Here is a 14834-nt window from a genome sequence, read left to right as displayed (position 1 = left end):
ATTCTTGACGTTTATTCAAATTTAAAGAGCGAAACAAAACGGATATTTAGTTTTGTCTCGCTCTTTTTTTATGCTCTAAATGTCTTAGATCTGCTTTTTTCGTACTCATTAGGCAAACAATTTAAACTATTTTTCTGATTTGGAAATTATCTAACCAAAATCTGACCATGAAATTGTTATGATACATTTGCTTGTAAAAAAGAGAGTATAAATTGGAGGAAACAATATGAGTTTTTTTAAAAGATCACTGATCAGTATTTGGCAACGAAAAGGGCGAACAACTTTATTTTTAGGTTTGTTCCTTATTGTCTTTTTATTGATTTTATCAGGATTTGCCATCCAACAATCGGCAGAAAAAAGCAAGGTAGAGGCCCGAAAACAATTAGGGGCAGAAGTTCGTTTGAAAAGAGATAACGATAAAATTAGAGAAGCTTTATTTAGTGGTCGATCGAGCATGAAGCCACTTTCAAGAGAAACAGTTGATGAAATTGGCAATTTACCTCAAGTAAAAAGTGTAACGATGAGAGGTGAATCTGCTGCAGCAAAAAGCAACTTAAAATCAGTTGAACCAAAAGCCAGTGGTGAAAATAATGCGTTAAATTCGAATATACCTAAAATGGATTCAGGTCAAGAAGTACCAGCTTTTAAATTAATTGGTACGAATGATCTATTAAAGACGACAGATTTTAAAAACCACGATGCTAAACTAATAGAAGGCGAAGCTATCACAGATAAAACATCAGCAAATTCTGCGGTTGTAGAAGAAACATTCGCAAAAAATAATCAACTAAAACTAGGAGATACCTTTAAAATTCGTGGATTTTCACTAGATGGAGTAGACAAGGAACAAGAATATAAAGTAATCGGTATCTATAAGAGTGATAAAGAAGTTTCAGCTATAGAACAAATGTATGAAATGGCTCAGCCGGAGAATCAAATTTATGTAGATATCGATACCTTTTTAAAAACAAGTAAACAAGCAAATATCGAAGATGTAACCTTTTACTTAAAAGATCCACTGCAAGTAGATGACTTTGTAAGCGATGCTGAAAATAAAATGCCAACTGAGGACAATTTCTTTAAACTAGATGCTTATACTGAACAATACGAGCAAATGATTGGGCCACTTGAAAAAATGGCTACCTTTAGTTCGATCATGATTAAAGTAATTGTGGTTGCTGGTGGATTGATTTTAACCTTCTTATCTTTATTATCTATTCGGGATCGAAAAAAAGAAGTGGGTATTTTACTTTCTCTAGGGGAAACAAAAGTGAAAGTAATTCTGCAGTTAATAGTAGAAATTTTACTGATTGGTCTACTGTCATTTGGACTATCATTGGCAATCGTCCAAACATCAGGAGAAACAATTTCAAATATGATGTTATCAAAACAAGTTGAGAATGCAGATCCTATTGTGCAACAAGAAGATGAATATGGACGAGAAGAAACGAAAAAAGTAGAACCTGTAGATAAAATGGCGCTTCAAGTAAATACAACAGTCATCTCACAAGCAGCTGGCTTAGGATTCTTACTAATCATTATTACAACACTTGTACCGAGCATTATGATCGCTAGAACAGATCCAAAAGACCTGTTTGCCCAAAAAGAGTAAAGGGAGAAATGGACATTATGAATTTAGAATTAAAAGATATCACTTATTCATACAAAGAAGGAATTCAGGAATACAAAGTCTTGGATAGCATCAATTATACTTTTGAAGCAGGAAATTTTTACACAATTATGGGGCCGTCTGGTGCTGGTAAAACAACACTATTGTCCATTGCGTCTGGATTAACAACACCTATTGAAGGTAGCGTCAGCTATCGTGGAGAGAATATTTATAAGACTGGTATCACGAAGTATCGAAAAAACTTTACTTCGATTATCTTTCAAGCATACAATCTGATTCCATATATGACTGCTTTTCAAAATGTAAAAGTTGGAATGGAAATTAAAAGCCAACGCGTTGACAATATCAATGAATACGTGAAAGACAAACTAAGAGCGGTTGGCATTACTGATGAGTTAATGCATAAAAATGTGATGAAATTAAGTGGGGGACAACAACAACGGGTAGCGGTGGCTAGAGCATTATCAGCCGACTCACCATTGATCTTTGCTGATGAACCAACAGGAAACTTGGATCAAGTGACCTCCACGGGAATTATTGAGATGTTAAAAGAACTTGCTCTGCTTGAAAAAAAATGTGTTATTATGGTGACGCATGATTTAGAAATTGCAAAACAAGCAGATATTCAACTTGTTTTAAAAGACAATACTCTTAGACAACTTTGAGCAAGATAGTTTGCAAACCTTCCGTCCACTATTTTTTGTCTTAATTTTGAACTAAAAAGTTATACATTATTCATATACCTCTCAAGGTTTCATAAAAAATCTATGTTATAGTTACTAAAAGTGAGATTTTTTTGAGGAGGTTTATCATATGCGTTTACTTGTAGTTGAAGATGATCTTTTATTGGGCGAAGGGTTGTGCATGGGCTTAAGGAAACAAGGCTATGCTGTAGATAAAGCAATGGATGGTTACCAGGCAATTGAAATGATTGAAATAACTGAATATGATTTAATTATTTTAGACTTGGCTTTACCAAATATGAGTGGCTGGGAAATTTTAGAGAAGATACGCACCTATGATTTGGAGATCCGAATTTTGATACTCTCTGCCAAAAGTTTTGTTGAGGATAAAATCAAAGGGCTAGATATGGGAGCCAATGATTACTTAACGAAGCCTTTTGACTTTTTTGAATTAGAAGCTAGGATTCGAAATTTGTTACGACAAAAAATCAGTTTAGAAGAATCTGTTATTGTTTACGGTTCAATCAGTTTAGATTCGACAAAAAGAATCGTCAAGGTTGGAGAAGTTCCAGTTAAATTGACAAGAAAAGAATTTGGCATCTTAGAGTATCTAATCAAAAATCCAGAGAAGGTTTTTTCTGCTGAAAAATTAATGGAACATGTATGGGACGGAGATGTAGATTTATTTTCCAATACATTTAAATATCATATGTATTCATTAAGAAAAAAAGTAGCTGATCTTGATTCAGTTGCTGCTGAAATGATTCAAACCGTTAGAGGTGTTGGCTATTGTTTATCTGCCAAATCCATGGAGAGAGGACAGTAAGGATAATGAGCTTACAAAAACAAATTACTTTTTTAGTTAGTGGTCTTTTAATATGTATGTCGTTGATCATGTTGTTGTTTTCTGTTACTGGTGCAAATAAAAATTTCTCTGTCGAGCGGTTGACCCGAATTGATTCAAAAGTAGTTGATTCAAGCGTTGAAAAGACGACTCCAGCTCTATCTCCTAAAGAAGGCAAAGACTTAGGTGTCACTCTAGCAAAGGCCAGAATCTCATTTTCATCAAGTATTGCATTTGTCTGGTTGGTAGTGATCATTGTTGGTACCTTTGTCACTTACAAGTTGGTGGGGAAAAGCTTAGGCTCACTGGTAAAACTCCAAAAAACAATGAGTGATTTAGATACTAGGAATATAGGAAAACAAATTAAAATCGATCAGAAACAACCTCAAGAGGTTCAAGCACTAAGTATGAGTTATAATGATATGACTGCAAGATTAGACGAGTCATTTCTCAAGCAAAAAAACTTCGTTAATAATGCTGCTCACGAACTAAAAACACCATTGGCAGTCATTATTACATACGCTCAACTATTACAAATGAACATCGAAGAGTCAGACGAAGAAAGTAAAAAAATCACAGATGCGATTTTATCAAGTTGTGACAAGCTATCGATCACCGTAGAGCAGTTACTCTTATTAGCAAATGATAATCTTCTTGAATTAACAGATAGTGTCAGTACAGATTATTTGATTAATGATGCGTTTACTGAATTATCATTGCAAGCTTTTGACAAAGAAATCCGTTTGAAAAATAAAAGCTCAAAGAATATTCAGCTCAGAGGAAACAAAATTATGTTAGGCGTAGCACTAAAAAATCTAATTGAGAATGCCGTCAAATACGGTGATAGAGACTCTGTTGTGACAGTTAGTGCCACAGCTTCAAAAGAACTGTTGACGTTTGAAGTGCGAAACAGCGGGCAAGAAATTTTGGAAGAAGAGCTAGAGCGTATTTTTGAACCTTTTTATCGAGGTCAGAAAAACAATAATCAAATCATTGGTAACGGGTTAGGGTTAGCGTTAGTGAAAAAAATTATTGAAAACCACGCTGGAGAAGTATCTTGTACTGTTAAGGGAAAAGAAATATGTTTTCGTTTTTCGATCCCGATTCATAAGTAAATAGCAACACATTTAAAAAGCGTTTCCTGATAAAAGGAGCGCTTTTTTTGCTACTTAATTTTCATTATTTTTTGCTACTCTTTGTTTGTAAATCTCTATTTTATGGTTTAATACATCAATTCCTTGCTGAATTTCTTTCATTTCTTCTAAAGCGATTTTCTTTTGTTTTTGTAGTAAATCTAAACGATTTTTGTTCGTAGAATCCCCTTCATACCACCAAATTAGGTATTGTTTTAAATCTTCAATCGTCATACCAGTTTTTTTTAAATGCAAGAAAAAATCGATCCATTCTTTGTTACGGTCATCATAAATTCGAATATTATTTTGATCTCGTTTTACTGTAAGTAAGCCTTCTTTTTCGTAAAAACGTAAAGTATAAGGTGTAAGACCAGTCATTTTTGAAAATTCATGGATTTTATAGACCATCAAAGTTTCCTCCTAGATAATTTGTATCCCCATTTTAGCACTTATAGTTAACTATAAGGCAACCAAAATAAAACGGAATAAAAATTCTTCTTGACTTAGAGTGCACTATAAGAGGTATCCTGAGGTAAATGATAAGGAAGGAGTGAGTATATGAATCAACAGGTGATGAAAAAAATCTCTATTTTGACAGTATCTTTGGTTGTTGTGTCAGGAGGTGCAATTGGTGCTAATATACCTGCTATGATCAAGACATTTCCCAATGTACCGTTGTCTTTAGTTGAGATGCTGACGACGATTCCTGCTTTATTTATTATTCCAGCAGTTTTAGTGAGTACGAAAATTGCTAAATACTTAGGGTATAACAGGACGATTTTGATTGGCTTAGGAATGGTACTAGTTTCTGGAATCATACCGGCAGTGACAACTAATTTTGTAGTTATTTTTATATCAAGAGCTTGTTTTGGTTTCGGGGTGGGGTTGTTTAATTCTTTGCTAGTATCTTTGATTAGTTATTTTTATCAAGGAAGCGAAAGAGCAGCTACGATCGGTTTTCAAAGTGCTTTTGAGGGGATTGGTGGTATGACATTGACTTTTATGGTGGGACAATTGCTCAAAATCAGTTGGCAAACGTCTTTTTGGGTTTATTTGTTTGTTTTGCCGATTATCATTTTGTTCATGTTGTTTGTGCCTAATGTTTCTGAAGAAGATATACGACAAGCTCAAATGACAAAAGAAACTAAGTTACAAACAGAAAAAAGTGACGGTAAGCAAGAGTCAATGAATCTATTCGCTTTCTCAGGCTATATTATGTTATTGATTATTGTTGTTTGTATCTACATGACTATCACGGTCAAAGGAACGTTATTGATGAATACACTAGGATATGGAAATGCTACAGACGGAAGCAATATTATGGCATTGATCGGTGTTGGTGCGATGTTGGCTGGTTTTTCTTTCGGACATGTTTATAGGTGGACAAAGAAATGGACAATGCCAGTAGTTTTTGTAGTAATGAGTGGAGCAATGGCGTTGATTGGTTTTTCTAATAGTGTTTTGGTTACAGGGATTGGCGCAATGCTTTGTGGTTTTTCTTTTAGAACCTTTATCCCGTATTTATTTAATCAAATCAACAATGGGTCGACCCATAAAGGGGCATTTAGAACATCATTACTTTTAGTAGGGTTTAATATCGGTTCAGCTTTCTCACCATATGGGATCGCATTAATTGACTCTTTATCTGTATTTGATACAGTTCGGGGTACTTTTTTTTCAGAAGCACTTATTTTAGCTGCTTTAGCAGTGATTACAGTAATGATCCTATATGCACAGAATAAAAGAGAGCCTAACTAACAGTTCTCCATTTTATCGTACTGTTGATAATAATAAAGTTGAAAAGTTTGATTAAATTTAAGTTGTTTGAGTAAAAAAACAAACATCTGCTTATCCTTGTGGTAGAGAAATGGTTGGTTGGGTTGTTTTTTGTAATAAAGGAATATTGTTTTGGATAAGCAGTTGTTTGAAATAGTAGGCTCTGCAAAACCTGCTAATTTTTTAAAGTAAGAATCTATCGGTCAACAGATACATTCTTACTAATACTGGATTACAAGGAATTATTCGTTACTTTTACCATTCAGTCGGTAGATCTAGGAAAATTTTTGTTTGCATGTTTATTTTTTTACCTTTTCATTTTTCATTACGCATTGACGTGACACACCTTTTTTTGACGGAATGGCTATAGTAAGGTGAGCGAATAGATTCCAGTAATGCCAGCTCGTAAACACCGAAGCTGAATATAGAAAGTATGTTCGAAAAAGGAGATGCTGGTGTTTACTATTTATAAAAAGAGCGAAAAAATACGGCATTGGTCACCAACCAATACCGTGCAAAAGTGCAATGAATAACCATTGATTTATCCAAATACTTAAAAGATGTAAAAAAACACTAGTATTTCTTACAAAAATTAGGTAAAATGAATAAGTCAATGCGCATTGACTTGGGCAACTTGTATGATCAGTTCTGGCTGATGATACAGGGCTCTGTGATTGGATTTGCTGTCCTTTCGCAGAGTGCCTATTTTTTATTTTGTTTTTCGCTCTAATTATCAAGAGAATAATCAAAACACAAAAAAATGATATTAGTCAGATACTAATACCACGAAGCGTTCTGTAAATAAGTATTAACTAAATTCAAAGAATAAGCAAAAAAGACTGGAAATCTTTTCTTACTTTTAGTACAATGGAAGTAGTCAATGAATATTGACGGAGGCAACTTGTATTATTAGTTCTGGCTGATAATACAGGGCTCTGCGGGATGATTTGCTGTCCTCCTGCAGGGCGCCTTTTTTTATTTTGTTTTGTAATGTTATCTTAACTTAAAGGAAGGAGTATAGTCAACACAAATTTTCAAAATAATCAAAAAATAGTAAAAAGAGCAAAAAGATTAAGGGAATTTGCAAGGATGGCTTCATTTTTTGCTAAAGAAAAATTTAATGTTTTGTTCGATGTGTTAAAAATGGTGTGTGCTTACTTTGGAAAAAATGTAGATAAAAAATCCCACCTCGATTGAGATGGGAGCAAGTATTATTTTATCTTTGGGGAAGATAAATACATGTTGTTCTATATGTAAATAATAATATATTTAGAATAAAATTACTACTTCAATATATTCTTATCGATAATACTTTTTTGAAATGAGTAACATCCCGTATAAACTATTCTCTCCAAAACTTAGTATAGTGTATTTTCTCGTGTATATTATAATCGATCATTTTTTCTAACAGGGAAAAATCGATTTCCTGATCCCAAGCTATTTTGATAATATTATCTGTGTGTTGATAGCCTGCTTTTTCGATTTCATCTTTGAATGCTGCGATAGTCACAGTCTCAGGTGCAACTGAAATATGCTTTTTTGATGTACTATAAGCGATAATAAACGTATCATGATCTGTAAACATAGGCTGATTCCATTTTATTACGATTTTGAGTTGTGGGTAATTTTTATTCATCCAATTAAAAAGTTCTTCTAGGCGTGCACGTTGTTCTGGTTCACTGGTACTTGAAATAAATTCATTGATATCTTTCATTTCTCTAACCTCTCTTTTTCTAAGTTATCGTTTGCGTTTCCTTAATTGAATTATAATATAGACATCAGGTTGAAGGAAGTATTTGCTTGTAAAGCAATGAAGAAATTGTTGGTTCCCTTGCTATGCGCCTAGTAGTTGAATAAGTTATAATCTATAGTAAATAGAAAAAGGTGGGAAGGCATATGACAACATACATTGCTTTATTACGTGGAGTCAACGTTGGTGGAAAAAATCGAGTGGTCATGGCAACTTTGAAAGAATGCTTTGAACAACGTGGATTCACAGATGTTGTTACTTATTTAAACAGTGGAAATGTGATTTTTTCAAGTGAAGAAACCGATGTTTTACAACTAACAAAAGATTGTGAAGCACTGATTGAATCGGAGTTTGGACTTAAAATTACAGTGACGATTGTTCTTGGTACTGATTTGTTAGAGGCACTAGAACAAATGCCAGAATGGTGGAATACGGATAAAGAATCAAAACACAATGTCATTTTTGTGATTCCACCAACGACAACTGAAGAAGTGATTGTATCTGTCGGTGAGGCTAAAGTAGAATATGAAAAGGTCGCCTATCATGAACGAGTGATTTTCTGGTCAGCACCAATCAAAACATTTTCCAGAAGCCGCTGGTCAAAAATTGTTGGAACGAAGATGTATAGTCGAATCACGATTCGAAATGCTAACACAGTAAATAAACTTGCGGAACTAGTGCAAAAAAATAATTAAAAACGAGCTTGTCTTGGAGGTGCCACAATATAGCTTATAGTATAGTAATTCAGTATAATCGAAATCAGAAAATAGCTGGAAAATCATTTGTATATGGAATGATCTTCTAGCTATTTTTATACGATATTGAATCTTAGGGATTTTATGCTTATAATGAATATTCGGGTAAAAAAATGGAAAAGTGTTGGGGGAAAAGAAAAATGTGGCAGTTTATTAAAAGTCATCTATTTATGATCAAAAGATCAGGTTTATTGTATAATATGAAACCTAGAAATACTTTTTTTCTTACTTTAATACTGGGGGCAACAGGGATCCCTAGACTATTAAATAGAAATTTTATTTCCGGTGGTATTTTACTTTTCGTATTTATTGTTTCTAGTAATTGGGATAATGATATACTTATCTGGATCGGTGTTTTTGATGCTATCACAAGCATTTTTTATAGAGAGCCAGAGCAAAAAAAGGAATATGTTGAGGATAAACATAGAGTAACGAGGTCTGCAGTAACAAAAGATATTCAAAAAGAAAACCCTAAAGAAACAAAAAAAGAGAATACTAATGTAATCGAAGATAAAACGATCAAAATAGGAAATAAAATCTGTCATTTTTGTGGAGCACCAATTCCTTCAAATGAAGCAGTTTGTTCGTATTGTAGAATGGAAAGTACACAGTAGAAAGTTGAGAAAATAATGAATGTAAACAAAAGTATCAAAATCTTTTTAGGCACCCTAGCCATTTGTATCACGATCATTCTAGCTTATGTTGGGTATGTTTATTTTAGTTATTCTAGAATCGCTGATGATTTACCAGTCAAAATCAGTCAAAAGGCTAAAGTAAAACAAGCATTAACAAATAAAGAATATAAAATCACAACCTTTAATATCGGCTATGGATCTTATACACCAGATTATACATTCTTCATGGATGGTGGCAAACAGTCAAAAGCAGTAAGTAAAGAAAGTGTCATTAAAAATATCTCTGGAGCGATCAATACGACTAAAAACATTGATCCAGATTTCGCTTTATTTCAAGAAGTCGATGAAAAAGCTACTCGTAGTCGTAATGTGAATGAAGTAACCCAAATCAATCAGGAATTTAATGAGTACTCAAGTGTATTTGCCACTAATTATGATTCAGCATTTCTGATGTATCCCATTTTAGACCCAATTGGAAAATCAAAATCGGGCATCCTGACCTTAAGCAATAATGAGATTGAAGCAAGTACTCGTTATAGCTTGCCGATCGAAACAAATTTCAATAAATTTTTTGATTTAGATCGTGCGTTCACTGTCTCCAAAATTCCAGTTGAAAACGGCAAATATCTAATGTTATACAATGTTCATTTATCTGCGTATATCAAAGATCAAAAAATCCAAAAAGAACAAGTACACAAGCTGTTCGATCATATGGAAAATGAATATAAAAAAGGAAACTATGTCGTTGGCGGTGGAGATTTTAATCATGATCTGCTAGATTCTTCGACTGAGACATTTAAAAATGACACAACAGAAGAATATACATGGCTACAGCCGTTTCCTAAAAAAGAACTACCAGAAAATTTACAAGTTGCAGCTTTGAGCGAAACGAAAAAACCAGTACCGTCAGTTCGTAATTTAGATAAACCTTACCAAAAAGGGGAGTCATTTGTAGCGTTAATTGATGGGTTTATCATTTCAGATAATGTAGAAAATATCAATGGGAAAGTGATTGATGCTGGATTTAACAATTCTGATCATAATCCAGTTGAGCTGACATTTAAGTTGAAAAAATAATAAAAAGAAACGAAGCCAACGTTAATGGCTTCGTTTCTTTTTTGTTTATCCTTCAGTTTTTACAATCGTTTCTTTTCCGTCATTAACAATTAAGGCTGTATGACTGGCAACCTTAGCACCATCAACTTCGTAATCTGATCCAGAGAAGTTGGCGATAACAGATAACTTGTCACCAAATTCAGTTTTCTGAACTAAACGATCTTCGGTAAGTACTTTAAAATCAGTCATTTCATGCTGTAAGGCTTCTTTTTGGAAGGGACTCCAAATTTTAGCATTTTCAGAAATATCTTGTTTCCGTTCTTCCCAAGAGGCTTTATCAATATGCATCATTGGTGGTGTATTATATAAATACTCCTTCATACGACGCTCATTGGTTTGTCCTTTGATTTTGTAACTATCCCATTCCCATTGATGTGAAGTGATTACAGAACGATTATAAACAAGTTTATAAAGGGGTAGAGAATAGGCAGGATCAGTATAGATGGCTTTGTATTCTTCTTTGATTGGCACAACTTTTTTATATTTACTTGGAATACCGCCATCTAATGCTGCATAGCTTCCTACATAATATTCACTTTCTTTATTTTCACGCATATCAGGATCTGACCACATGATGACGGGTGTTTCGATTCCATGAGCAAAGACCATATCTTTAGAAGCAAAATCATTTCCACCTTCAGAACCGACAACTAGACCATTTTTATCAAAATAATTCATCCGTTTTAAACGTCCAGCGACATCTTCACTTTGAGTGGTTAAATGTTCAGGACTGTAGTCATTATAAATTTCGCCAGCTGCATCTGTATCTAAGAACCATGAATTAAAAGGAATTTTATTTTGCATAATTCCTGTAAAACGTTCTTCTACATCTGGAAAAATTTGAGTTGGATTTAATTTACGACCTTTACCTAAGAAGCCTGCAACTTTTTGGCCATTTTTCTTGGTTACTGTGGCATTTTCATACAGGTCTTTATTAGGGAAAGATGCTGTGTTCCAGTCGATACTAGCATTTTCTTGGATAGACTGATAAGAATCATAAGGTCCAATTAAGTAACCTTCATCTGCAGCTGTTTTAACCATTTCTGGATTCATTAATCCATTAGCCCAGTTCGGCAAACCAATCCATGCATTTTCCACGCCTGATTTTTTCATATCTTTGAAAACATCAGAAGAGCTTGCTTGTCCCCATTGCTCAAGAGGTGGCGTTAAATCGCCAATAATACCAGCTAGTAAATGTTTATTAAGAGTGTAAAGGTCTTGTTCACTTAGTTTGTCGATGCCTTTATCAATTAATTTTTGAGCTTGTGCATCTGGATTTTTAAATATATCTTTATTATAAAATTGTGGATAAAGTAAGACATAATTAATAGAAGTTAAGAATGTATTTTTTTCAAATTTATATCCTTCATTGTTTCTAAATGCTTCCATGGCTTTTAGATACTCTTCAGAACCGTCTTCACCATATTGAGCTAATAATTCACCGATCCATTGGAAAATAGGTTCATCTACCATTTGTGGAAGCTTGCCCCATTTAATATCTTCCGTTGTTAAGATACGGCTGTTCCAGTAATAAACTTGAAGTGCGCCGCGCATTTTTTTAATTTCTGGATTTTCTTTTTCTTTTTCATCTAATGTTTTAAATTCATCTAAATTGATACGATCCATTTGGTATGTTTTAGCAATAGCTACAGGATCATTATCTGTCACATATAGTCGGTAATTCAACGTTTTATTTTTGTCGAAGCCGATAAAATTGTGGTTTGCTTCCAAAGTAAGGTGAGGTTCTGTATTTGTTAACATGTCACTATTGAAAGTATTATCCATGACAAAAGTTGTGGCAAATGTTTTTTGATTGGTTGTAAAAAAGCTCATTGAAAAAGCTTCACTCATGGCTAATTCTTCATTTTGCTTAAAGTAAGCTAACCATTCTTTTTGATCATTGGGAATAGTTTTACCTTCGGCTATTGGTAAAATATAGTTTTTTGCATCTAATTTTGGCCATGCAAAAGTTGTATCTTCATCAGATAAACTTGTAATAGATACTGCTAGATGATTGTTTTCTTTTTTCAAATGAACGTTGATTTGTTCAGTAGGATAGGTCCAACTGACTTCTTCTTTACTTTGTTTTAAATCAGTGACTTCTTTTGATTCTTGAGGTTGTGTGATTTGCGCTTTTTCTCCATTTTCATTAATGGAAACAGCAAAGGTTTGAGGATCAACCTCGAAAGAAAAATCAGTTTTTGCATAGGTCTTATTTTTCTCCATTTCTTTGCTAGCAATCAAACCCTCTGATTTGCTTGTTGCTTTTGTCTGGGTAAAACTACAGGCAGATAAAGATAGCGCAATAGTAGCCAAACTTAAGTAAATAGTAAATTTTTTCATAATTCCCTCCTAAATGTAAAAGCGTAGTAGGTTCATTTAAACCCATCTAGCTAATGAATACAAATTGATTTTAACAAGGCTTTGTTACAGAAAAATGTCAAAAAAAAACAAGCGCACATTCACGCTTGCCTTTTAGTTTTTGTAGAAATGCAAAATAAAGATCAATGTTTTATGAACTAATCTTGCTTCAATTGTAAAACCATGTTCGTCCATAATTGATTGAACGATTGATAAACCTAAGCCTGTTCCTGATAAATTTTTATTTCGTGATTTTTCATGGACATAAAAAGCTTCCCAAAGTTTATTCACATCAAAATCTGATGTTAAAGCTGTTTGGTTACTAATCGAAAATTCGATAAATTCATTCGTTTCCCGCCAACTGACTTGAATTTCTTTGTCAGTGGTGTATTTGAGTCCATTAGTCAATAAATTTTCAAAAACCCGTCTGATCAAAATAGGATCCGCTTCAATCAGTGAAAGAGGTTTATCGGTATCTGCTTCTAGTAATAAAATATCTTCTTGTTCCATCGTTGGTGCAAGTTCAGTGACAGTTTGCTGCCAAGCATCAGACAATTGCATAGGAACTTTATTGATAGGTTGTTGTTGTTCTAATTTCGCATAGTCTAACATTTGATCGACGATATCATTTAATCGTTGGGTTTGTTTTAAAATAACTTCTAGATAAGTTCCATCATCTAAACCATCTTCAATGCCTGAACTATAAGCTTTGATCAAGGCAATGGGGGTTTTTAGTTCATGTGTTAAATCAGCTGTAAATTGCTTGAGTTGCTCATTTTTAGCGAGCAAGTTTTTTTGATAGGTTGCCAAGGCATAACTCATTTTATTGATGCTCAGAGCTAATTCTCCAATTTCATTGGCAGGGACATCATCTGTTGTTACAAACGCCAATGCAGTGATTTCTTCAGCAACTTTTTTTAAGTTAACTAAAGGATCGGTAATTTTTCGAACAGAGATATAGATCAAAATGATAATCAACAGTAACGTAATACTCAAAGAAATAAAATTAAACGAATTGATCAAATTGGCTGTTTCTGAAAAGTTCACAGTAGAAACACCCACTAAATAAAAGGTATTGTCAATTATCTGCATGGTAACTAAGAAGCTGGATTTTTGCTTTCCTTGATCGAAGTTGCGCTGAACTGATTGAGAACTATATTGTAATTGATCCAACGTTTCCTGAGTGACCCAGAAACGATTTAATGCGACTTTTTTTCGATTTAGTTCTACATTTAGAGCTTCATTAAAGTCATCAAGTGATGTATCATCAAGATGCCTTGTAACAATGGTGACTTGATTGTCCTCTTCCAATTCAGCTAGTTGATCGTCAGAATGATCAGATGGTTTTATATCTTTCATAACAGAGGAAACCTTATGTTCCATTTTTGAAAAATAATAATGTGGTACGATCAGACTGTTTAACACAAACATGACAATAAAGCTGCCAATAATGATCAAAGAAAAGGTTAAAGTAAGTGTTGTACTGATTTTTCTAGTTTTCTTTTTCAATGAGATAGCCCACTCCTCTTTTCGTAGTGATGATCTCATCGCCGATTTTTTCACGAAGCCTTCTAATGTGTGTGTCCACAGTTCGAGCTACCCCGTCATAGTCCATGCCCCAAACACCTATCAAAAGTTGATCTCTCGTCAAAATACTACCGCGATTGTTTACTAACATCATTAGAAGATCAAATTCTTTTTTCGTTAAATCTAGCATTTGTTCATTCTTCCAGACTTTTAAGTTACTGGGATCGATCAGCAAGTCTTTTACGTAAAAAGAATGAGTTAAACCAAGTAATTTTTTAACCCGTAGTAGTAGCACTTGAGGATGAAAGGGCTTGGTAATATAATCATCTGCTCCGCTAGATAATGAAAGAAACTCATCTTCACCAGTTGTTTTAGCTGTCAGCATTAATATTTTTAATGAGCTTTCACCCTTGATGGTTTTGATTACTTCGAGCCCATCAATTTTAGGCATCATCCAGTCAATGATGGCTAAATCTAACTTTTCTTGATAAAAAATGTCTAAGGCTTGTTCACCGTCCAAAGCATTAAAAACAGTAAATCCAGCTTTTTTTAAATATGCACTAACAATCTGCACCATTTCTGGACTGTCATCAGCAACTAAAATATTCAAGGTTATAAACTCCT

Annotated in this window: 13 protein-coding genes; 8 read left to right on the top strand and 5 right to left on the bottom strand. The window is 33.8% G+C overall.

Going from position 1 to position 14834, the window contains the following annotated elements:
* Positions 1 to 226: 226 nt before the first annotated feature.
* The 4 genes from BCR23_RS02445 to BCR23_RS02430 all read left to right on the top strand — a co-directional run bounded on the left by BCR23_RS02445 (position 227) and on the right by BCR23_RS02430 (position 4272).
* A complete protein-coding gene (locus BCR23_RS02445) occupies positions 227 to 1612 on the top strand; it encodes an ABC transporter permease (RefSeq protein ID WP_069633908.1) in 1386 nt (461 codons plus the stop codon).
* Positions 1613 to 1629: 17 nt separating this feature from the next.
* Positions 1630 to 2295, top strand: a complete 666-nt coding sequence (locus BCR23_RS02440) for an ABC transporter ATP-binding protein (protein WP_083241860.1) — start codon at positions 1630 to 1632, stop codon at positions 2293 to 2295.
* A gap of 148 nt (positions 2296 to 2443) precedes the next feature.
* The gene (locus BCR23_RS02435; protein ID WP_069633906.1) at positions 2444 to 3139 is read left to right on the top strand and encodes a response regulator transcription factor; all 696 of its coding nucleotides are present in this window, start codon (positions 2444 to 2446) and stop codon (positions 3137 to 3139) included.
* A 5-nt stretch (positions 3140 to 3144) separates the two neighbouring features.
* Positions 3145 to 4272: a sensor histidine kinase gene (locus BCR23_RS02430; protein ID WP_069633905.1), complete on the top strand. Its 1128-nt coding sequence runs from the start codon at positions 3145 to 3147 to the stop codon at positions 4270 to 4272.
* 54 nt (positions 4273 to 4326) lie between these two features.
* On the opposite strand, the gene BCR23_RS02425 is transcribed toward BCR23_RS02430, so the two are convergent.
* Positions 4327 to 4698 carry a MerR family transcriptional regulator gene (locus BCR23_RS02425; protein WP_069633904.1) on the bottom strand — a complete coding sequence of 124 codons (372 nt, stop codon included), beginning with the start codon at positions 4696 to 4698 and terminating at the stop codon, positions 4327 to 4329.
* Between the two features lie 150 nt (positions 4699 to 4848).
* On the opposite strand from BCR23_RS02425, the gene BCR23_RS02420 reads away from it, so the two are divergent.
* Positions 4849 to 6048, top strand: coding sequence for an MFS transporter (locus tag BCR23_RS02420; protein WP_069633903.1), 1200 nt, complete (start codon positions 4849 to 4851; stop codon positions 6046 to 6048).
* Between the two features lie 1360 nt (positions 6049 to 7408).
* On the opposite strand, the gene BCR23_RS02415 is transcribed toward BCR23_RS02420, so the two are convergent.
* A complete protein-coding gene (locus BCR23_RS02415) occupies positions 7409 to 7780 on the bottom strand; it encodes an iron chaperone (RefSeq protein ID WP_069633902.1) in 372 nt (123 codons plus the stop codon).
* Between the two features lie 182 nt (positions 7781 to 7962).
* Here BCR23_RS02415 and BCR23_RS02410 point away from each other — a divergent pair, with 182 nt between their 5' ends.
* The 3 genes from BCR23_RS02410 to BCR23_RS02400 all read left to right on the top strand — a co-directional run bounded on the left by BCR23_RS02410 (position 7963) and on the right by BCR23_RS02400 (position 10283).
* Positions 7963 to 8511, top strand: coding sequence for a DUF1697 domain-containing protein (locus tag BCR23_RS02410; RefSeq protein WP_069633901.1), 549 nt, complete (start codon positions 7963 to 7965; stop codon positions 8509 to 8511).
* Positions 8512 to 8711: 200 nt separating this feature from the next.
* The gene (locus BCR23_RS02405) at positions 8712 to 9185 is read left to right on the top strand and encodes a hypothetical protein (protein ID WP_069633900.1); all 474 of its coding nucleotides are present in this window, start codon (positions 8712 to 8714) and stop codon (positions 9183 to 9185) included.
* A 15-nt stretch (positions 9186 to 9200) separates the two neighbouring features.
* Entirely contained in the window at positions 9201 to 10283 is a 1083-nt protein-coding gene (locus BCR23_RS02400) for an endonuclease/exonuclease/phosphatase family protein (RefSeq protein WP_069633899.1), read from the top strand.
* A gap of 45 nt (positions 10284 to 10328) precedes the next feature.
* Here the strand turns inward: BCR23_RS02400 and BCR23_RS02395 are convergent, their stop codons facing one another.
* The 3 genes from BCR23_RS02395 to BCR23_RS02385 form a co-directional block, all read right to left on the bottom strand.
* Complete coding sequence (locus tag BCR23_RS02395; protein ID WP_069633898.1) at positions 10329 to 12665, bottom strand: glycoside hydrolase; 2337 nt, start codon at positions 12663 to 12665, stop codon at positions 10329 to 10331.
* Between the two features lie 132 nt (positions 12666 to 12797).
* The gene (locus tag BCR23_RS02390) at positions 12798 to 14192 is read right to left on the bottom strand and encodes a sensor histidine kinase (protein WP_069633897.1); all 1395 of its coding nucleotides are present in this window, start codon (positions 14190 to 14192) and stop codon (positions 12798 to 12800) included.
* Positions 14176 to 14820, bottom strand: a complete 645-nt coding sequence (locus BCR23_RS02385; protein WP_069633896.1) for a response regulator transcription factor — start codon at positions 14818 to 14820, stop codon at positions 14176 to 14178. Before BCR23_RS02385 ends, BCR23_RS02390 begins: the two co-directional genes overlap by 17 nt.
* Positions 14821 to 14834 lie beyond the last annotated feature (14 nt).

The sequence above is a fragment of the Enterococcus quebecensis genome, assembly GCF_001730365.1.
Lineage (GTDB): Bacteria > Bacillota > Bacilli > Lactobacillales > Enterococcaceae > Enterococcus_L > Enterococcus_L quebecensis.
This window is presented reverse-complemented; position numbering and strand designations above follow the sequence as displayed.